The sequence below is a fragment of the Vibrio sp. SCSIO 43132 genome (assembly GCF_019904195.1).
Lineage (GTDB): Bacteria > Pseudomonadota > Gammaproteobacteria > Enterobacterales > Vibrionaceae > Vibrio > Vibrio nigripulchritudo.
Genome location: NZ_CP063200.1, coordinates 1,162,238 through 1,181,731, shown reverse-complemented (window position 1 = coordinate 1,181,731; position 19,494 = coordinate 1,162,238). Strand labels below are relative to the sequence as shown.

The window sequence follows — 19,494 nt, the reverse complement described above, 5'->3', positions numbered from 1 at the left end:
ATACAACTCAAGGACTGAGACGATGAAAAAGTTATATCCCGATTTATGGCAAACCGCCCTTTATGACGGTGGAATGGTTAACAGCTACGCTTATCTTTTGACACGCCCGAACGGCAATATTCTTTTTTACAATACTGGCGATAACGACGAGCTACAGCATATTGAAGAACTTGGCGGTATCCGCTATCAACTGCTTACACACCGAGATGAAGCAGGACCTTCTCTAGAGAGAATTCGAAAGCGATTTGACTCTCAACTCCTCTATTCTGAAGCTGAATCCGATGCTATCAGCCAGTATGCAAAGGCAGACCAGCTTTTAGAATTAAAAGACACAAGGTTTGAAGATATTGAAGTGCTGTTCACTCCGGGTCATACCGATGGCAGCGTATGTTATATCTATCACTCTCCACATGGACTTACCTATTTGTTTACAGGTGATACGTTTTTCCAATGGGATGGACGTTGGACGACATTCATTATCCACAGCTTTGGCGGAAGCGAAGATTCAGCAATTCAAAGCTTAAAGAAACTTCGCTCCGTAAAACCCAATGTGGTAATGAGCAGCGGATTTATAGGAAAAATAGGCTTAGTCGAACCCACTTATGACGAGTGGGTATCAGCTATCGACGGTGAAATTAACCGACTTAAATTACACATCGATTCCCTCTAATTTAAGCAGAGCTTGCTTGCGCTCCAAACCACCCGCGTAGCCCGTCAGCTTACCGCTTTTTCCAATCACCCGATGGCAAGGCACGATCACTGATATCGGGTTTTTGCCATTCGCCAGCCCTACTGCTCTTACGGCTTTGGGGTTACCTATGGCATTGGCAAGCTCCTGATAACTCCAGGTTTCACCAAAAGGAATGGTGGTCAGCGCTTTCCAGACTTGTTTCTGAAAGTCTGTACCCTTCGCAGCCAATGGCACATCAAATGACTGCCTGTTGCCGTCGAAATATTCACTAAGCTCGACGCTGGCTTGTTTCAAGACGGGATGACTAGCCTGCTCAGTTCCGAGTTCATCCGGTTTGGTGGTGCAGGTTTCAAACCAAATGCCTAATAAACCCTCGTCATTGGCTTGTAGAGTCACGTCGCCAAGTTTGCTTGGCATAATGGTGTATACGTTAGCGTTTTTCATAATGGTGTATTCCAGCAATGTAAGGTAGCGTAACTTCCCCAAGGGGCAACATTTTCTTGCGTCATATCCGGATGGTGTTCCATCGCTTTTTTAACCACCAGATCTCCGGATAAAAAACAGTCGGTCAGTGATTGCCCTCTTAACTGGGCATAGTTAATTGTCCAAGGTCCTACCCCTTTTATCTCGATCCATTCTTTAGGATCTGCATCGGGGTGTTCAACAATGTAGTGGGCAAATCGATGTAGAGTTTCTTTTCGGCTATTCGGCATTTTCAGAAAACTAAGATCCGCCTCAGCAACTTGCTCTGGCGTGGGAAAATACAACTTGTCAGAACTGCTATTCAACGTTGAAACCAGAAGGTTTAGCTGACCAATTGCCGCTTTCACTGAAACCTGTTGTCCTAAAATGGCGCGAACACCCGCTTCCCAGGGGCTCCAGACTCCAGGAATTCGAATACCCGATTCCTGCACCAAGGTTGGGGCTGCTTTGCTAAGGTGTTGCTCAACTTCCGATATGTTGACATCCAGATCGAACATTCTTCTCAACTTAAGCACCAGTGGTTTTAAGTCTGTAATCTCTTCCAATTCAAACTCAACCTGCATGAGCTGTTTTGATTCTACCGTAGCCTTAAACCAGCCCTTGTGACCATTAAGTTCAAAATGACGGGCATAGAAATTATCACCGACGTCTTCAACTCCGTGAATTACCCGCATGCGATAAAAATTGAGCATATGCTCCCAATGCAGCGGGACTTTAAAGCCCAGCCGAACCTGATTGGTTTGTGCTTCCATGTCTTCTGATTTTCTCACTTGTGACGGGGTAAGTTTTAGCAGCGTTTTAAATGCATCATTAAAACGTCGAACACTGTTAAAGCCACTGGCAAAAGCGATGTCACTGACACTCACAGAGCTTTCGTGCAGCAATTGCTTAGCGAACATCAACTGATGATACTGGGCATATTGTTTTGGTGACATGCCCAGATACTTATCAAAAAGCTTCCGCAGATACCGGTCTGATATACCTAACCGATCTGAGAGCCCCGTTATCCCATGAGTTTGCAACGCGCCTTGCTCGATCAGTTTGATTGCTCTCTGGAACGACGTTTCTGCGCCTTTCCATGCCCAAGAACTGGGTGCGCTATCCGGTCGGCAACGCAAGCAAGGTCGGTAGCCTGCCTGTAGCGCCTGTGCCTGATCGAAGTAATAAGTCACATTTTTTTCCTGTGGCAGATTCGCAGGACAAATTGGGCGGCAGAATATGCCAGTGGTTTTCACGGCCACAAAAAATCGACCATCAAATCGATGGTCTCGTGCCATTCTGGCTTTCTTACACTCTTCGATGGTTAAGGGCTGAATGTCCATTTACCTGATTTCCTTTAACTGCGTGAAGCCAGTGTACGCCATTTATCAACTTAAACTAGCCATTTTCGGAACCAAATGGCTACGAGAATTTTACACTCCATACACAGATTGCTTATTTCCCGTGAAGTGAATCCTAAATTACGAAATTGCATTCGCTAACCTTAATGTTCAACTAGTTGATATGAATACTCAGTGATACATTCTGACCACCATAACTATATAAGAAACGAGTATTTTTTTATGAAAATCAAAAACAACCTCCTCGCCATGATGATCAGTGCAACAGTTGCTGCACCTGCTTTCGCTTCCACTATCGAGGTTTCTGACCCGCTTCTGAATACCTCTTTCCCATCTGCTTCAGGTGTGGTTGTAGAAGGCGACAAACTCTTTGCCGTAGGAGACGACTCGCCTTGGCTTTACAACATGGATTTGGATTTCAATATTCTGAGTCAGGATTTGATCAAGCATTACCCGATTGGTGATAACGGGCGAATCCTGAAAAAAGTGAAACCAGACTACGAAGCGATGGAGGCAATGGACATTAACGAGCGCCCTTCCCTTGTTGTACTTGGCTCTGGCAGTAAGGCAGACGTTCGTGAGTGGGCTTACATTATCAGCCAGGATAAAGGCGTGAAAATCGAACGTTATCTGGCACCACTTTACAAGCAGCTTTATCGCGCGAGTGGCTTTAGTGGTAACCAGGAGCTTAACATTGAAGGCTTGGCGGTATCTGAAGATACGGCATACATCTTCAACCGTGGAAACGGTGGTTCCAACATTATCTTCGGTATGCCGTTAGTTGAGTTTGAAGAGTACCTACTGGGTAAGCAAGACGCGATCGAAGAGTTGAGTACTTACCACGTTACCCTGCCTAATGTTCAAGGCTTTGAAGCGGGTCTGTCTGGCGCTACTTATTGGAATGAAACCGATAGCCTTGTGTTTACCGCATCGGTCGAGGCAACGGGTGACGCTTACAACGATGGCGAAATTCTTGGTAGCTTCGTTGGTTACGTGCCTGTAGGTAAACTTAGCGAAAGTAAATCTACAGACTTAAGCAGCTACGCAAAATCCATCGACAAAAATGACAAGCCTGTCATCACAAAGGTTGAATCTGTTTCAATTACGGTGAGCACACCAGAATCTATTCGTGGTGTATTGGCAAGCGACAATGACGATGGCACCAGTGAATTCTTCTCCTTCTCACTGACTAAATAGCCTTCTTTGATTAAAGCCGTTGACGTTTTATTTCGTCAACGGTTTTATTGACAATCCAGAAACCCAATCAGCTCAATTAATTTCATATATAGCTCAACACTCTTCTTTCAACCACAAGGCGAATTGCCCTTCATGCCGAATGTATCAATTCGAAATCTGTCATTGCCGATTGTGATTAAATTCATATTTCTATTTATTTAACAATACCTTTTACTTCATCGACTGGTGAGTTTTGGAACGCAGTGCTAAATTTCAGCGATATGCATTCAAACACATCAAGGATTTAATGTGAAAAAAGGACTTCTACTCACAGCTCTCAGTCTGGCTATTCCTTTCGCGGCTTCTTCCGCTGAACTTACCGTCACAGTACCAAAACAAAATACAGAGTTTCCTTCCGCATCCGGCATCGTTTATACCGAAGATATGGTTTATGCCGTTGGCGACGACTCCCCATGGCTTTACAAGATTGGACTCAATTTCCGAATTGCCGATAAGGATCTGATCAAGCACTACCCCGTTCAAGACAATGGTCGAATCGTGAAGAAGGTGAAGCCCGATTTTGAGGCGATGGAATTGCTCGACATCAACGGCAAGCCTTCTTTTGTCATGTTGGGATCTGGTAGCAAAGCTGGCGTTCGCGAGTGGGCATTTGTCGTCAGCCAGGATAAAGCGTTGAGAATCGAAAGATCATTAGAGCCTCTATACGCCCAGCTTTACCGAGCAAGCCGCGATTTTGGCGTAGAGGAACTTAATATTGAAGGGCTTGCCGCTTCAAATGGGACGATTTTTATTCTCAACCGCGGTAACGGGGGTTCCAACGTTATTTTTACCGTCCCCACACAACAGTTTGAAGATTACCTGACAGGCAAAACAGACAAGATCGCTAACCTCGGAGTCAACAAAATTCAGTTACCGGAAGTGGGTGGATTTGAAGCGGGCTTGTCTGGTGCAACCTATTGGGAACAAACCGACAGACTGGTCTTTACTGCTTCGGTAGAAGCAACTGGTGATGCTTACAACGATGGTGAAATTCTTGGCAGCTTTGTCGGATCATTTCCGATCAATCAACTGGAGTCAGGAACCACACTCGACCTAACCAAAGTGGCAAAACCGGTATCCATCAGAGGTAAGCAGGTGATTACTAAAGTTGAGTCGGTTTCTCTTACAACCAGCGACCAGCTTGCTGTTAAAGGTGTATTAGCCAGTGATAATGACGATGGCACCAGTGAGTTCTTTAAATTCCGCCTGACTCAATAACGTCTCCTATAGCCCAGAGTTTCTACAATACTCTGGTTATAACAAAAGAGCCTCCATCTGGAGGCTCTTTACTTTCTGTATCTGTTCAGCTTAATTCTTACCGCGACGCGCTTTGATTCGATTCATCATAGACAAGCGACGCTCCGCAGACGCCTGATCTTTTGGTTCGTCTGGGTTATTGGTGCGTCCGCGACGATGTTTGAACGCATCTTTGCTGTTAAGCTTCTGAACGTAAGCATCGCGACGTTTCGGCTCGTATCCCGGTTGTTCAACGCGGCGGATACGTTGTTTGATTAGGTTTTCTACCTGAACCAGAGTCAGTTCTTCTTCACGACTTACAAAAGAAACCGCATGCCCTTGTTTGCCAGCGCGACCTGTACGACCAATACGGTGCACATAGTCTTCAGCAAGAAATGGCATGTCGTAGTTGATTACATGAGGCAGGCTTTCAATGTCGAGACCACGAGCAGCAACATCTGTTGCAACCATCACTCGCGCTTTGCCTTCTTTAAACTCATCTAACGCACGGCGACGAGCACTTTGCGCTTTATCGCCATGGCAAAGTACCGCTTTTATGCCATCGAGTTTCAGTTCTTTAACGATCTCGTTTGCGGTTTCTTTGTAGTTCACAAACACCAGCACCTGTTGCCAGTTTTTGCGACCAATCAGTTCAGAAAGCAGTTCTGTTTTACGTTCCTGATCCACTGGGTATACAACGTGTGCAACGGTCGCTGCTGTTGAATTCTCGCTGTCTACGCTAATGCGCTTTGGCTTACGAAGAATATCGCTTGCAAGCTGATTAAGCTGGCTAGACGTTGTCGCAGAGAACATCATGATTTGTGGTGCAGTTTCCACTTCCATCATGATTTCACGTACCGCGTTAATGAAGCCCATATCAAGAATTCGGTCAGCTTCATCAAACACAAGAAACTCAAGGTTGGCAACCGACACATTACCTTCGTTCATGTGCTCGCTCAAACGACCCGGTGTTGCAACCAGAATATCGACACCCTTTTCAAGCTGACGAATCTGAGAAGACATTTTGTTGCCACCGTACACCGCGGCAACATTGAGATCTGTGTATTTGGTGTATGCCTTGATGTTATCGGCAATTTGAGCAGCCAGTTCACGAGTCGGAGCCAGAATAAGCCCACGTGCAGTGCCTTTTGATGGCGACTTGCCAGAATCCAGAAGGTGCTGAATCACAGGCAAAGAGAATGCAGCCGTTTTACCTGTTCCTGTTTGAGCAGTTGCAAAAATATCGTGCCCTTTTCGCGCCATAGGAATGGCTTTTTGCTGAATAGGGGTGAGTTTTTCGTAACCGATTTCAGTAAGTGCTTTCGCTACTTCAGGAGCGAAACCTTGAGAAGAAAATGACATTGAAGCAAGGTCCTTAGATCAGACAACCTTTGATGACAAGCCGTCGTCTCTCGACGATAGCCAGCCAAGACTGGTACATAAATTTCAATTAGCGGCATAGTATACCCAAGTCACCTAAAGATGCTAGGTTCTACAAGTATATGTGCATTAGATTTGTACGCAGTGATTCTAGTTGAACGCCTAAAAAGAAAAACCGGTCTGGTGACCGGTTAAATAGTTTTTAATGCGAATTGGAATTAGTGAGTTGACGACAAATAAGGACCGTTATCAATACTGTTGAACCAAACGAGATGCTTTAGATCGGTCGAATTCTGGCTCGACCGGATTTTTACGTTTTTTCCGACCAAAGCCTGCGCCTTCGAATACACTTGTTCTGCGCTTTCCTGATAAGTGGCGATACTCATTTTAAGCTGGCGTCCCTCTTCATTGGAAACCCAAACAAAGCGGTCATCTTTAGAGACACTCTTCAAAACACCAAAATTATTCCAACTGTTGTTACTCATAACCTATCCTTTCTTGTTTTTTTAGTTTCGTATCGAATCTTCCTTTTTCAATGTAATGCCAGTTATTGATTTATTAGTCAGGCTATACAAAGGACTGAATATTAAATATGCAACCAATATTCAGAAATAACAAGGCGAAGTTCTTATCAATTATGCCAAAAGATGATAAACGCTAACCCTATAAAGAATAAGGATAAATGAGCAGTTTTATTGAGACTGTTGTCAGATAAATTCCGAACCCAAATGATAAATGAGCCACGACGCTTCTGATTCTTGCCATGTTAGGTTTTGGCGTGTTTTGTGCCGCTACTCCAAGCCCAAACGCAGGCTGCATAATCAGAAATGGTGCCGCCACACTCACAAACCCAGTGAATAGTGCGACAACCAAACTTGGTGATTCGGGCCACTGCGGGTAAGCACACAACATAATCCAGACAAATGCGATTCCAATGGCATAGTGTGCAACCCACCCTAATACTGTTTCACCTCGTTGTTGTGGTGTTGCCATAATGGGTGAATGCATAAACTGCCCTTTTCGCATGCACAGCATCCAACGTCCGACCCACGAATAATCCAACGATGGCAGGTTCAATAGTTTTTTTTGCAGCCAGGCAAAAACATCCATAAATGCCGTTGCACCTACTCCAATCACCAGTGCCTGCAACACAATTTCTCTCATTTCCTTTTCTGTCCTTTCTTTTTGTGCAACAAAGTGATTAGATGCTACTACTTAAAGCTAACTTCAAGTCAATAACTATGTTGGATATAGGCACGGTTGCTAAACAAAGCGGTTTGAACTTATCAGCACTGAGATATTACGAATCCATTGGGCTCATCCACTCTGCAGGAAGAAAAGGATTGCGTAGGCAGTACCCAAAAGAGGTGCTTCAAAAACTGGCTTTGATTAATTTGGGCAGAAAAGCGGGTCTATCGCTGGATGAAATTCGCGGTATGTTTGATGAGTCTGGCGACCTGAATATCGACCGGCAAGCCTTACTCAATAAGGTCGATGACATTGAACGTTCCATCCGCCAGTTGATTTGCATTAAAGACAGTTTGCTTCACGTCGCCAATTGTCCGGCTAAAGATCATTTGCAGTGTCCTTCATTTCAAAAAATGCTCAGAGAGTTGTAAGCCCTTTGGCATAGACTAGCTTTTAGCATCCATGAGTATTCGGTAGGTATAAAACACAAACAAATAAAGCCGAACACAGAGGTTCGGCTTTAAGTTTGTTTACCAAGCGTTAGTTAGTGAAAATGTACCAACATCTCAACTTCATCCCCTTGTTGCGGCGCGTTCAACAAGAAGTGCAAATAGCCCGCTTCTGTCACTGGAATTTGCAGGTATTCATTACTGCCCGAATAATTAGATATGTATTCGTGCTGCTCTGCTGTTGGCCAGTAAGCTCGGCTCGCGTACAGATCCACGTTGCCATTGTTTGGCTTGCTAGCATTTTCGGTATTGCTATTTTTACCCGTTAGCCACACACGCACCTCTTGAACACCTTGCGGGACATAAACCGCAGCATAGCGTTGTTGGTGTACCGTTAAGGTCTGTGCTTCACCCGATTCCAATACCACTGGCGCTAAGTCATCTTGCTCAGGTGTGAGTGGTGTTGGAGCTTTGGTTTCCAATGAAGCCGTTAGTGTGACCGCATCAAACGCAGTTCGACCTGTTATGCTCATGTAGTAACGACCCGGTTTGATGTAACCCGATGGCTCTGGTTCAAACGTCACGATCTCATTACTGCCCGTACCATATTGGCTGAACTCAAAGTCGTAGTAATGGGCTTCTTTTTCAAAGCTCATGTACAAATCCGCATCGCCTTGACTACCCTCTTGGATCTCGACTTCAAAGTGAGTGGCGTTTTCTGGCACATCAACGTAGAACAACTGCTCGCTGTATGCCCCACCACTCAATACCACGCTTTGATTTGCTGTTAACGGGGTTACTTGATCCGAAGGCTCTGTCGGCTCACCTGGATTTGGGTCTGGGTTTGGATTTGGATTAGGCTGCTCTGGTTCACCAGAGACAGAATCTAACCAACGATCAAACTCACCGTTGTATTGCTCTCCCAATAATTGAACCTGCGTTGCCCACTCTGCAAATTGACCAGAACGAGAAAGCGCCAGTAAACGGTCTACCTCTTGCGAATGCTCTTCCAACATAAAGCGTACCGCTAAGTAACTCCAACGATAAACGCGATTCGTATCATGGGAATAAGTCGTCGCAAACACATCCGACAGGCTCATCTTTCCATCAGCAATCACACCAATCGCCGCGTCGTAGCCTTGCTTATAATGCATGTACTCAGCAAAACCCTCTAACCACCACACAATGTAACCATGAGCCAAGTTATCGCTGAATGAGCCATATTGATTGAAGCGTGCATCTAGATAGTGAACATATTCATGCTCTAGATTGAGAATTGAAAGCTCGTCACCATCAGCGAAACGGTAGGCGACAAAACGTGCTACGTTACCTGCCTGAGCCGGATCCCCTTCAAGATACTGACCGCCATTATCCGTCGTGTTACCAAACAAGAAAGACGAGTAATCCACGTAACTGCCATTGTTCGCAAACACCGCGACTTCGACTCGCTCGTTGTTGTCGTCCGCCACAGGCTGATGACCCGTGTTCGCCACTTGGTGGAAGTCTGCCTCTTTTGCCGCTAAAACCTCACAAGCTTCAACAGCCTGCGCTTGCGTTAAATCTTGAGAGCGAATGATTGCCGGACCATCACACTCATGACGGTTAGGCAGCACGCGAGCCGCCAAATCACGTTTCGCCTGATCTAAATCCAGACCGTTCAAATACTCTGGCGCGAAGTAGTTCATCATCTCAACCGCCGCTAACCAAAGCTTATCGTGTTCACTACCAAGTGGGTTTTGTTCCATCACTTGTTGCATCACACGCAGTGCCTTCTCTTTGGTTTTTTGGTCTGGGCTTGCTAGCAAACGGCCGGTTTCGCGTATAGCGTTATAAACCAAGAAGCTCGCGTCTGTATCCAATGCCCAAGCGTTATCACGAGCAAACACCGCCAACGTGTCGATGTGTTGCGTGTTGCTCGCCATATAGTTGTAGAATTCATCTCGCGCAGCGTGACCAGCCATTGCACGAAAGAGATTGTTCAGCCCATCCACCCACTGCGTATCTTTCGCCGTTTCACGATTGAACTGGCGCAGTGCCGTAAGTTGTGCGCCCATCGTCAAGGGAAGCTGTTTTACGTTATCGACCATCAAAGTCAGGCTTTTCATCGCCCCCACTTGTTCGCGACCTTGTTCTAAAGCGTGTGGGTTGGCTAAAAACGCATTAATCGACTGAGCAAAACGTTGACCTAATGCCTGTGAAAAGTCTGGCTGTTGCGCGTTATAGCGAACGTAGTAAGCAGCACGTACAAACTCACCAAGGTTTTCTAGTTTGCGGGCTTGCTCTGCCTCACCTTTGTAACCAGCAATGGCTTGGTTCAACGCAATTTGAATACGGCTTAGGCTCGCTTCACTGTAAATGTCGTTCAGTGAATCAGCAGGTGCAGAGAACCAAGCACCATAGCAATTATGGTTCGCCTCAGAGACGGCTAAAGCAAGATCAGGTGCATGTTGAAGTTCGGGAATATCACACTGCTCTTGAGCAAAGGAGAAACTGGAAACACTGGCAAGTACACAAGCTAGCGCCAAGCGATGACGTGGAAATATACGGGTATGAGACATAACAACACTCATTAATTAGTTATATGTTTGAGGGCGCTGTTATATTCCTTATTCTCAACAAGGTGAATTAAGTTGCATAAAATTTATGAGCTCAGTTCAGGAAATAGAATATATACTCTAATTTACAAACAAACTGCTCAATATGGTGATTACCTCTCTCCGTAAACGTTGCACAACCTGTTGAAACAAAAAAGATAAAATCCGTTGATTGGAAATAGAAAAGTCAGAAATGGGTCTGGCTTTTTGGTTAGCAGCGCTTACCCTCAAGATTCCATTCATTACGATTTGTAGGTACAGTACGCTCATTGAAACATAGGGTGCCTCCACAGCGCGCCATAGAAATACGAAGTACAGGAAAACAAAATGAATAACGATCTCCCGATAATTGAAACCTTAGATGAGCTTGAGCAATTTCTTATCTCTGTCGAGTCTGGCAGCCTGGGGTTGAATGGAGTTGCGGGTATTGCACTGGCGACTTCCAATGCCGATGGTCGTCCGTTTGTTGCCGTGCTGGATGACAACCACCAGCTGTTGCTTGGCCGTTGGGTGTCTAGCCATGTGTACGAAAACGGGAAAGACATGGTACGCAACGGTCCAAGCCGTAAGCATTAACAAAGCAGGCATAAACAGAAAAACCGGCTAGACAGCCGGTTTTTTAATAACTCACAGAAGGCAAGAAACAAAAATAATTACTTGATGTTCTTTGCTTCGGCCAAAACAGCTGGAATAACCTGACCGAAGATTAAATTCGCCATACGTGGAGTTTCAGTTTGCGGGTAACCACCATTCATCGCGATGACCGTTCCTGTTTCTTTCTCCATCGCCAACACCTGACCATGAATACCAATCATCACAAGAACCTTGTGATCACCCAGATTCAAAACTCGATACTGGTCTTTATACCAGGCATCGCTGATCAGTGCGGATTCTTTGCCTTTCTTCCAAGCCGAACGGACTTCATCATTGCCCTGCCACAACGCATCAATAAAGCCTTTTGGAATGACTTGCTCACCTAAGTAGTTTTTACCGTCATTCACAATCATCTTACCAACACGAGCCAGATCTCGTGTCGTCATATTCAAACCACCAGAAGCAACAACATACTCCGCTGGGTCGGCCATCCAGTACGCGTTGTTTTCAGCACCCAGCTTTTTCCAGACTTTTTCTTCTAGGTAGTCAGCCAGCATTTTTCCCGTGACTTTCTCAACCACCATACCCAGTACCTCAGTATTTGGGTCTTGGTACTGGTAAACCTCACCAGTTGGATACTTACGCTCGTCGATCAAAACAAGGTAATCTTTAATTCCGTGAAGCCCAGAATCATTCTTACCATGCCATTCCTGTGACTCGGTTAACCTTGGATCCCATGACTTATGTGGTGGCGTTTTAATGGCTAAACCACTTCGCATATCAGAGACTTCCTGAACAGTAGAGCCTTCAAAAGCGGTTCCTTTGAATTGAGGAAGGTAAAACTCGACGTTCTTCGACATATCAAGCTTACCTTCGCTAACAGCAATACCCGCAAGCGTGGCAGTGAGAGACTTGGTGACCGACATATCAAGATGCGTGGAGTCTTTTGTCATACCGTTGAAATAGTGCTGATGAATGATCTTGTCACCCTTAATCACCACCATGGCATGATTTTTCAGGCGGTCGCGTAATATCGTATACAGGCTGTGCTTGCCATCCGCGTCAAGCCCTTCCAGCTTGTTCAAGTCCAGCAAGTTTTCTTCAACTAAGCGTTGAGGAGGTACAGCTCCTTCACCAGCAGAAATGCTGTAGTGACGAGTCAGTTTATAAGCGTTTGGGAAAGTCATTGCCGCAAACTCCCCCTGATCCCACGCAGAACGTTCGAGACCAAGTGATTCAGCCTGTTTAATAAATTCCACATCTTCCTGATGAAAGGTCGCGGCATTGGCACTAAACATAAATGACATAAGTATCGCGGTAACTAAACTGCTATTTTTCATGATCTTCCCCAATTTTGGTCTTAATTATGAAACTCATTAAGCACCATTATAAGAGGGTAAACAAGTCAAATATTGTTTTATGTCAAACCATGTTACAATATCAGTCTATTTACTGACAGGATGGTTCAATCCGCGGAAACCAGAAATTTTAATTGTTTGGGTACGTGCGTTCATTGAAATGAAAAGTGAGAAACCTCTAAGTGGAACTTACCTGCCTGTTTGTCGGCTAAAAGGAAGCCAAATTGCTTGGTGTCCTTAAAACGGAAATCAGCGACACCTTACCTCACACACCGAAAACGGCATCGCCAGATGTATTGTCTGAAATGACGGTAGAGAACTTGTTGGACTACATCGCTGTGCGAGTGGATTCTAAGAAAGCGTAATTTACACCATTCTCGATGAACGTGGTTGTGCCCGACACTGGTGAGATTTATTTTGTAGAGATGTCGAATGGCAACCTAAGCAACGGTAAGGTAGACAGCGAAAAAGAAGCCGATGCTACGCTTTACCTAAATAAAGCGGACATTACTCAAATGCTACTGGGTAACACCGACTTAACGGCGCTTTTAAGACTCAAGCAGGCAGGCATTAAAGGGATAACAGAGGTTTTGACTAAACTACAGGACTCGCTTGTAGACTTCGATACCAGCTTTGAAATTGTCCCTCGTCCAGCGAAAGGCAAAGAAGTAGACGCCAACCTGTACCAGCACAAACACTAAACACCAGTAAACAAGCTGAATGTGTAACGAAAAATGGGACTTTAAAGTCCCATTTTTTATGAACGACCGAAGCTAATCCAAGTCGCATTGTGGCAGTCGTTTTTGTCAAAGCAAAGAAATCCTCTCAACAAAATCTTAAATGCTATAGCTTTAATTAGTACGTAAACGGTGAGGTGGCCTTATACACTTAAAAAGTGCGCTTGTAGCTCCAAGTATTCAAAAAGAGACTGAGTAAATGACTGAAATGTAGATGTGCATATGCTAACATTTGCTTAGTTTATTACAACGATACAGTTGTATAGAAATAGGGATCTCGGGAGATGAAAAATTTGGTAATTTCAGTTGGCGCATTAGAAAGTGTGGCTTCTGTTTATTCTCATGTCAGCAACAAGTTGGTCGACTTCAACAGCGACTGGAAAACGGGTGATATTCCCCATGTAACATGGGATCTAACTAGCCTAAAAATCGGAAAAATAGATGTCTCTGCATGTGCATTCTTTCTAGCCATTGCTAAACGAGTGGATAAATATAGCTCCAGCAAACAAGAAGTTCTACTTGATTGGAACCCTAAAATTATCGGTTTCCTTGAAGACATTGAATTTTTTTTAGTAGCCGATAAATATGAGTTGTTTGATTGGCCTTTCACCATTGGTGGAGGAAGAGCCTCTAATATTAGCCCATATACCAAAATATTAAGTTACCCTGCAATTCGGGATAAACCCAATATTACGGACAAAGATGAACTTGACCAATGGAAGATGATACATCGTGAATCATATCGCCATAAAATTGTTAGAAGTTGTGAATCACTATTTTCAAAATATCATTTTGAACACTCACATGATGACATAGCAACAATACTCTCTAGGACTTGTTCAGAGCTGGTAACTAACTCTTTACTATGGGGAGATTCAACAGCATTTGTTGGATTACAAAGAAATAGGTACTTTATTGAGATTACAGTAGTAGATGTAGGCGTAGGTTTGAGGAGAAGTTTACGGTCGAAAAATAAGCTGCAAAACTCTACAGATATTAAGACTAACGTTTTTTTATCTTCAATTGCTATTGCCAGTACTGTAAATTATCAAGACTTTGGTCTCAAGAGAGCCATTAATACTGTAGTAGGTCTTAATGGAACAATTTCTATCTCATCAGAACGCGCAGAAATTGTCTGGGCAAACGATCTATGGCGCAACTTCAATAATACGAAAAACGAATTCGATATCGAGAGTGCACTTAATTCACTACCTATTCCCTCGGGATTTACTAAGTATGACTATGAGCGAGGATTCACAAGGTTGTGGGATAACTCTATAAGAGGAACAAGAATTACATTTAGAGTTCCTACAAGAGCGGCAGGGAATCATTAATGAGAGCTAGTGAAAAAATGAATGTATCATATTTTAATGTGATAGATAATATTCTATATACTCGAATGGCTTTATTCTCTTGGGATTGTAAAGAAGCACCTTCTAGAGTCAACCATGACAATATAAAATTCTTTATATCGAATTTGCAAAACGTGCCTAATCTAGACGCATTTGAATACATATTAATTAACTTCAATCAGATAGAAGACACCGACGATCATATTTATCGAGATCTAATTCAATGTGCTTTAGAACAAGGAATAAAGCTCTTTTGCTTCGTCACTACTAGCCATATTAAGCCTGCTAAGCCTTTTGAACAAATTAATAATTCATCTAAAGAATTTAAAAAAGGTGGAACACCTATATGTATCAACTCTATGGTTAATGACGAGATATCTTATATATCTATAAATATGACTATGGAAGATATTGTAGCTATAACTCAAAGTAAACGTTTTGAAAATATAAAGTATTTTGAAGAAAAATTAGTTAAAGATTTGGTTTCTTCATCTTATATAGAGTTCGAAAACAAAAGACAGCTCTCTTCGACTCCATTACTAGCACCGGGAGAGTTTAATGCATCAGAGATCATTTCTGAACCATTAAGCTTTAAATGGATGATACTTTTAATGGTAGACCTGATTGTCATAAATATAGATAAAGAGATCAACAAGATAATTACCATAGTTGCTTCAAGCTTGCGAGGTTCTGCCATAGCTTTATCTGTATGGGAAGTTCTTCAAGATTATTTTGGTGTAGATTTATATATTATCGATCATCTTGGACCAAACTATGACTTATCAGAGCCCACACCTTTACATATTAACTCAGAGCATAGTTTAATTTATATAGGAGATTTTCTTATAGCAGGTAGTGAACTTAAAACTACAGATATGTATTGCCATAGTTATGGAGGAAAAATAGACAGTGCATTTGTTATTGGAAAATACACAAAGCAAGAAAATATTTCTTCTGGTATAAAATTATACAGCTTAACCAACCTAAAAGATTGCGTTAATGATTTGAGATATGAGTTAGCTTAAAAATGAAGATATTACATATTACAGATATGCACATTAAGTCTGCAACTAATCATAACGAAGCTTTAAGAAAAGCGTTTTATGGCACCTACCTTAAGTCATTTATAGAACAGATCAAGAATGAATCAATAGAGAAAATATTTATTACAGGAGATTTCATACTAGCAGAAAAAAACGATACTAATATAAAAAGCAAGTTTGAACATGCACATGAGATAATTTCATTCCTATTGGAACATACAAATCTATCTAATCGTGACGTATTTATCACCAACGGTAACCATGACGTAATACGGGATACTGGTTGTTTGTCCGATTACAAAGATTTTGAGCGCAACTTTAATCATGATGACGATTTATTAGATGAAACGGATTACTTTAAGCTTTACAGAGTAAATAAAATTGATGCCGTGTTATGTTTAAACTCGATAGGTAAAAATCATAAGACAGGTTATCCAAATCATTGCCCCTCAGAAAAACAGTCAGATGCTCAATGGCTAGATAGTGCTATTTTAAGAGTTGGAGCGCATAAAATTGAAAATTTATATGTACTAAGTCACCATCCTGTAACAGCAGTAAAATTAATGCATCGCTGTAGCCGAGATGAGAATAAGGAAGGTAAAAGCTGGTTCGACAAACATGTTTGGCTCCTTGGGAATTTATTGCTAGAAAGATTGAAATCTAATCACTCAATTTCTGGTTCTATATATTGTTTTTCTGGTGATGTTCATTTAGAGGAATTTTCATGTGACATGGACCAGTATTACTCTCTTGTAACCGGAAGTTTCAACTATATACAAGAGTGGGATACAGACATTCCTTCGCAAGCTACGGTTTTCTCAACCTTAAATAACGTAACAGCAAAATTATACTACTACAATTTACTCACCCACAATTCCGGTAACATGGATGGGGTATGGGAACATCGTAGCTTGAAAATGATCAGAACATCAGATAGTTGTACAATGCCAACTGTAGAAAAGACTGAAACACTGATCATTAATAATGACAGCACCAAGGTTCTTAACGACGTCAAAGAGACAGCCAATGTACCTGTTAATAAATACGATAAAAATTCTGTTCAACTTAACTTTGTGCCCGAGCTAGATTCAGATATTATCGACTTTATTAAAGATAATAATCTCTACAAATTTGGAAGATTTTCTACTCACAAGGATTCATCTAGCTTAGTATGGGTTTCTGTAGGTCGAATTTTAACTCACACCACTATTTTTTCTGACGTAATTGAAAGTTTTAGACTTAAGTTTAAGGAGATTGAAAAAGAAAACCCCCATAATAATAATTGTGACTACTTATTTGTTGGTCTCAATAACTTAGGGGGAGCTTTGGCAACAAGGCTAGGTGCAGGGACTAATATCAGAAGTTGCTGTGTAGGTTATAGAGATTCTTATGATGAGGTTGAAGCAATTAACGAACGGTTGAAAAGTATAATATGTCGAAAAAAACATATAATTTTTGTCTCAGATGTCGTAGCGACTGGGGAAACTTTGGTTAGTTTAAAGAGAAAACTGGGGATTACTCATGGAAAAAACGTGTATAGTTTCGTAGTACTTTTTGATCCAAACCAAAATAGATTAAACTACCTCAATGAGTTCAAGGATACATATACTGTGTGTTCATCTTTTAAGATGCCTGTGCTTGATAACGATGTATTGCCGGAGAAAGATGTATTCGCACCAGAAATACTACTTATATAGGCTCAAATTTATATAAGTGTGCGTAAGACCCTAACCGACTCAGGTCAACATTAGAACTTGAGTCGGCGTCAAGTAAATTTCAATTATTTAACTTCTAGTATCAGTTTATCAGTAGCACTTTTACTACAGTTCTTAATCAATACTTTCCAAAATCCGAAATGTATAGAGCCTAGAAGCAAGGAATAACGGGGACACTCACTCTAAGAAAATACGAAACCAATCTATTACATTGAGTTGCGCTTAAATCCACTAAGGCTGCACTCGCCCATTTCCACTCTAAAGTCTTGCGTATTGTGAACCCTCTTCTGTCTAAAGAGAGCTTCATTAACCATGACCAAAGCTCTTGCTCGTTTAATTGATCTAGAAACAACACCCTATTATCACTGTGTTTCACGCTGTGTTCGGTGCTCATTCTTGTGCGGTTACGATTCGCAGCAAAACCAATGCGTTGAACATCGTCGAGGCTTGATTGAAGAGCGATTGCTGAAACTGGCACACGTGCTTTGTATCGATGTATGCGCCCAAGCCATTATGAGTAATTGTTCTCCAACTGTCTGTCCTCATCTTTTTTCGAAATAGATTAAATGTAAGCGTTCACCAGTCCCTTATTGACATTCAAGTGTGACCCACCGCACTTGATCTACTTTTTCTTCTTGAGTGATCATTTCCAGCCTTCATGCTGGAGATATGAAAAAGAAAAAGTCCAAATTTGCAGAAGCACCACCTATTGCTTCTGATATCAATGAAGCAAACGCGCTTATCGAAGAGCTGTGGGAGCAACTGCACCACTATGAAGATAAACTGAAAACTAGCTGCTCTAATTCTTCAAAACCACCTTCTTCTGATGACCCAAAAGAGCGGGCTGAACGAAAAAAGCTCAAAGCTCTGGTGACCGCAATTCGAGAGGAGCTAAACAAGGTCACTCAGGGAGTCAACGACAACTCTCCAAACTAAAGGACACTGACACTGTCATTGACTGCTTGCCTGACTCAACTTGTCCGTGCTGTGATGAATCGCAAATCTCAGTTCACCATAACCCGTTTTATCGCCATCAAGTACACGAAATACCAAAGCCAACGGTTGATATTACTGAGTACCGACTATTTTCAGGTCAGTGCCGACACTGTAGTGAGGTCGTTAGAGCAAAGAAACCCGACAATGTCCCACAAGGCATTATGGGACCTAACCTACTCAGCTATATCGCAGTGTTGGCAGGGCAATATCATTTAAGTATCCGCAAGATCCGTTCTCTGCTAAAAGAGCAACTAGGTACAACATTCTCTATTGGTGCAATCAGTGAAGCACAGACCAAAGTTGCTTCCATGCTGACCCCTTTACATCACGCAATCCGCGACAGTATTCAAACTGCACCGCTGGTTCATGTTGACGAAACTTCTCATCCTCGCAATGGTGAAGAGAGCGTTGGTGCTGGTTGGTAGCCAATGAAAACCTTGTCTATGAAAAGATTTTGTTCTCTCGTTCAGCACATTCTGCCAAGGCCATGTTAGGTCCGAACTATACGGGTCTAGTGGTCACCGACCAATGCCCAAGCTATAACTGGCTGAAGCCAGAAAAACACCAACTGTGCTGGTCGCATGTGAAGCGAAATCTACAGCAACTAGCTGATTATAGTGGCGGGGGTTACACCGCTCATGTTGGTCAACGCCTAACTCTTATCTCCAATATGGTTTTTAGAACTCGCCACCGCCTTGATAGGGAAGAAATCCAGTACAAGCAATATATCCGGCGTATGAACAGGCTTCGGAAATCGTTTAACCACTGGCTTCAAAAAGGCAGTGGGATAATCGTACAGCGTTACAAAGGTCGATGTGAAAAACTACACTCCCATCGACAAAGCTTATGGCAGTTCCTGACCGATACCTCGATACCACTGACCAACAACGAAGCGGAGCGACGAATACGTGGGTGCGTCATTCAGCGTAAGATTAGCTTTGGCACGACATCTGATGCTGGTGACAAGTTCAGGGGTAGAGTGCATTCACCTGTCGAAACCTGCCATAAGCAAGGCATGTCAACCTTGTCTGCGCTAACAGAAATCGTGCGGGCAGTTACCCTTCGCCAACCTTACCCAAATATCTTTAGTCTCTAACTTACC

At 42.9% G+C, this 19,494-nt stretch carries 18 protein-coding genes and 2 pseudogenes; 13 read left to right on the top strand and 7 right to left on the bottom strand.

The features are described from left to right. Window positions 1–22 precede the first annotated feature (22 nt). Window positions 23–670 carry an MBL fold metallo-hydrolase gene (locus INR79_RS23490; RefSeq protein WP_223097158.1) on the top strand — a complete coding sequence of 216 codons (648 nt, stop codon included), beginning with the start codon at window positions 23–25 and terminating at the stop codon, window positions 668–670. Here INR79_RS23490 and INR79_RS23485 read toward each other — a convergent pair. Beyond that, entirely contained in the window at window positions 650–1,135 is a 486-nt protein-coding gene (locus tag INR79_RS23485) for a methylated-DNA--[protein]-cysteine S-methyltransferase (RefSeq protein WP_022590618.1), read from the bottom strand. The two genes, INR79_RS23490 and INR79_RS23485, sit on opposite strands and share 21 nt — an antisense overlap. Next, entirely contained in the window at window positions 1,132–2,496 is a 1,365-nt protein-coding gene (locus INR79_RS23480) for a DNA-3-methyladenine glycosylase 2 family protein (RefSeq protein WP_223097157.1), read from the bottom strand. Before INR79_RS23480 ends, INR79_RS23485 begins: the two co-directional genes overlap by 4 nt. A gap of 240 nt (window positions 2,497–2,736) precedes the next feature. On the opposite strand from INR79_RS23480, the gene INR79_RS23475 reads away from it, so the two are divergent. Both INR79_RS23475 and INR79_RS23470 read left to right on the top strand, forming a co-directional pair. Beyond that, entirely contained in the window at window positions 2,737–3,711 is a 975-nt protein-coding gene (locus INR79_RS23475; protein WP_223097156.1) for a DUF6929 family protein, read from the top strand. Window positions 3,712–3,999: 288 nt separating this feature from the next. After that, the gene (locus INR79_RS23470; RefSeq protein WP_223097155.1) at window positions 4,000–4,968 is read left to right on the top strand and encodes a DUF6929 family protein; all 969 of its coding nucleotides are present in this window, start codon (window positions 4,000–4,002) and stop codon (window positions 4,966–4,968) included. Window positions 4,969–5,058: 90 nt separating this feature from the next. On the opposite strand, the gene INR79_RS23465 is transcribed toward INR79_RS23470, so the two are convergent. From INR79_RS23465 to INR79_RS23455, 3 genes are all read right to left on the bottom strand, one after another. After that, window positions 5,059–6,348: a DEAD/DEAH box helicase gene (locus INR79_RS23465; protein ID WP_223097154.1), complete on the bottom strand. Its 1,290-nt coding sequence runs from the start codon at window positions 6,346–6,348 to the stop codon at window positions 5,059–5,061. A gap of 236 nt (window positions 6,349–6,584) precedes the next feature. Continuing rightward, window positions 6,585–6,851 carry a hypothetical protein gene (locus tag INR79_RS23460; RefSeq protein ID WP_004405757.1) on the bottom strand — a complete coding sequence of 89 codons (267 nt, stop codon included), beginning with the start codon at window positions 6,849–6,851 and terminating at the stop codon, window positions 6,585–6,587. Between the two features lie 178 nt (window positions 6,852–7,029). Next, entirely contained in the window at window positions 7,030–7,530 is a 501-nt protein-coding gene (locus tag INR79_RS23455; RefSeq protein ID WP_223097153.1) for a DUF2938 family protein, read from the bottom strand. A 41-nt stretch (window positions 7,531–7,571) separates the two neighbouring features. Here INR79_RS23455 and INR79_RS23450 point away from each other — a divergent pair, with 41 nt between their 5' ends. Then, window positions 7,572–7,985, top strand: a complete 414-nt coding sequence (locus INR79_RS23450) for a helix-turn-helix domain-containing protein (protein ID WP_262415417.1) — start codon at window positions 7,572–7,574, stop codon at window positions 7,983–7,985. Between the two features lie 113 nt (window positions 7,986–8,098). Here the strand turns inward: INR79_RS23450 and INR79_RS23445 are convergent, their stop codons facing one another. Continuing rightward, on the bottom strand, window positions 8,099–10,561 hold the full coding sequence (locus INR79_RS23445) for a M9 family metallopeptidase (RefSeq protein ID WP_223097152.1): 2,463 nt from the start codon (window positions 10,559–10,561) through the stop codon (window positions 8,099–8,101). A gap of 363 nt (window positions 10,562–10,924) precedes the next feature. Between INR79_RS23445 and INR79_RS23440 the strand changes: the two genes are divergently transcribed. Next, the gene (locus INR79_RS23440; RefSeq protein ID WP_004405752.1) at window positions 10,925–11,173 is read left to right on the top strand and encodes a hypothetical protein; all 249 of its coding nucleotides are present in this window, start codon (window positions 10,925–10,927) and stop codon (window positions 11,171–11,173) included. Window positions 11,174–11,250: 77 nt separating this feature from the next. Here the strand turns inward: INR79_RS23440 and INR79_RS23435 are convergent, their stop codons facing one another. Then, window positions 11,251–12,531, bottom strand: coding sequence for a serine hydrolase domain-containing protein (locus tag INR79_RS23435; protein ID WP_223097151.1), 1,281 nt, complete (start codon window positions 12,529–12,531; stop codon window positions 11,251–11,253). Between the two features lie 242 nt (window positions 12,532–12,773). On the opposite strand from INR79_RS23435, the pseudogene INR79_RS23430 reads away from it, so the two are divergent. From INR79_RS23430 to INR79_RS28180, 8 genes and pseudogenes are all read left to right on the top strand, one after another. Then, a pseudogene (locus INR79_RS23430) lies at window positions 12,774–13,250 on the top strand (alkyl sulfatase C-terminal domain-containing protein). 320 nt (window positions 13,251–13,570) lie between these two features. Then, window positions 13,571–14,620 carry a hypothetical protein gene (locus INR79_RS23425; protein WP_223097150.1) on the top strand — a complete coding sequence of 350 codons (1,050 nt, stop codon included), beginning with the start codon at window positions 13,571–13,573 and terminating at the stop codon, window positions 14,618–14,620. Continuing rightward, entirely contained in the window at window positions 14,620–15,663 is a 1,044-nt protein-coding gene (locus INR79_RS23420) for a hypothetical protein (RefSeq protein ID WP_223097149.1), read from the top strand. The genes INR79_RS23425 and INR79_RS23420 overlap by 1 nt, the downstream gene beginning before the upstream one ends. A 2-nt stretch (window positions 15,664–15,665) precedes the next feature. Further along, the gene (locus INR79_RS23415; RefSeq protein WP_223097148.1) at window positions 15,666–17,378 is read left to right on the top strand and encodes a metallophosphoesterase family protein; all 1,713 of its coding nucleotides are present in this window, start codon (window positions 15,666–15,668) and stop codon (window positions 17,376–17,378) included. 330 nt (window positions 17,379–17,708) lie between these two features. After that, a pseudogene (locus INR79_RS28275) lies at window positions 17,709–17,918 on the top strand (alpha-amylase family glycosyl hydrolase); the annotation flags it as partial. A gap of 147 nt (window positions 17,919–18,065) precedes the next feature. Further along, complete coding sequence (locus INR79_RS28190) at window positions 18,066–18,332, top strand: DUF6444 domain-containing protein (protein ID WP_262415416.1); 267 nt, start codon at window positions 18,066–18,068, stop codon at window positions 18,330–18,332. 26 nt (window positions 18,333–18,358) lie between these two features. Then, window positions 18,359–18,817 (top strand): IS66 family transposase, encoded by a 459-nt coding sequence (locus INR79_RS28185; RefSeq protein ID WP_262415415.1) that lies wholly within the window; start codon window positions 18,359–18,361, stop codon window positions 18,815–18,817. A 29-nt stretch (window positions 18,818–18,846) separates the two neighbouring features. Further along, the gene (locus INR79_RS28180; RefSeq protein WP_262415414.1) at window positions 18,847–19,488 is read left to right on the top strand and encodes an IS66 family transposase; all 642 of its coding nucleotides are present in this window, start codon (window positions 18,847–18,849) and stop codon (window positions 19,486–19,488) included. The last annotated feature ends 6 nt before the right edge of the window (window positions 19,489–19,494 follow it).

What these genes read in the sequence shown, in the direction of transcription:
- INR79_RS23490 (WP_223097158.1), top strand. Translation starts at nt 23, where the DNA reads ATGAAAAAGTTATATCCCGATTTATGGCAAACCGCCCTTTATGACGGT.
- INR79_RS23455 (WP_223097153.1), bottom strand. Translation starts at nt 7,530, where the DNA reads ATGAGAGAAATTGTGTTGCAGGCACTGGTGATTGGAGTAGGTGCAACG.
- INR79_RS23480 (WP_223097157.1), bottom strand. Translation starts at nt 2,496, where the DNA reads ATGGACATTCAGCCCTTAACCATCGAAGAGTGTAAGAAAGCCAGAATG.
- INR79_RS23420 (WP_223097149.1), top strand. Translation starts at nt 14,620, where the DNA reads ATGAGAGCTAGTGAAAAAATGAATGTATCATATTTTAATGTGATAGAT.
- INR79_RS23450 (WP_262415417.1), top strand. Translation starts at nt 7,572, where the DNA reads ATGCTACTACTTAAAGCTAACTTCAAGTCAATAACTATGTTGGATATA.
- INR79_RS23465 (WP_223097154.1), bottom strand. Translation starts at nt 6,348, where the DNA reads ATGTCATTTTCTTCTCAAGGTTTCGCTCCTGAAGTAGCGAAAGCACTT.
- INR79_RS28190 (WP_262415416.1), top strand. Translation starts at nt 18,066, where the DNA reads ATGAAAAAGAAAAAGTCCAAATTTGCAGAAGCACCACCTATTGCTTCT.
- INR79_RS23475 (WP_223097156.1), top strand. Translation starts at nt 2,737, where the DNA reads ATGAAAATCAAAAACAACCTCCTCGCCATGATGATCAGTGCAACAGTT.
- INR79_RS23435 (WP_223097151.1), bottom strand. Translation starts at nt 12,531, where the DNA reads ATGAAAAATAGCAGTTTAGTTACCGCGATACTTATGTCATTTATGTTT.
- INR79_RS23415 (WP_223097148.1), top strand. Translation starts at nt 15,666, where the DNA reads ATGAAGATATTACATATTACAGATATGCACATTAAGTCTGCAACTAAT.
- INR79_RS23445 (WP_223097152.1), bottom strand. Translation starts at nt 10,561, where the DNA reads ATGTCTCATACCCGTATATTTCCACGTCATCGCTTGGCGCTAGCTTGT.
- INR79_RS23425 (WP_223097150.1), top strand. Translation starts at nt 13,571, where the DNA reads ATGAAAAATTTGGTAATTTCAGTTGGCGCATTAGAAAGTGTGGCTTCT.
- INR79_RS23485 (WP_022590618.1), bottom strand. Translation starts at nt 1,135, where the DNA reads ATGAAAAACGCTAACGTATACACCATTATGCCAAGCAAACTTGGCGAC.
- INR79_RS23440 (WP_004405752.1), top strand. Translation starts at nt 10,925, where the DNA reads ATGAATAACGATCTCCCGATAATTGAAACCTTAGATGAGCTTGAGCAA.
- INR79_RS23460 (WP_004405757.1), bottom strand. Translation starts at nt 6,851, where the DNA reads ATGAGTAACAACAGTTGGAATAATTTTGGTGTTTTGAAGAGTGTCTCT.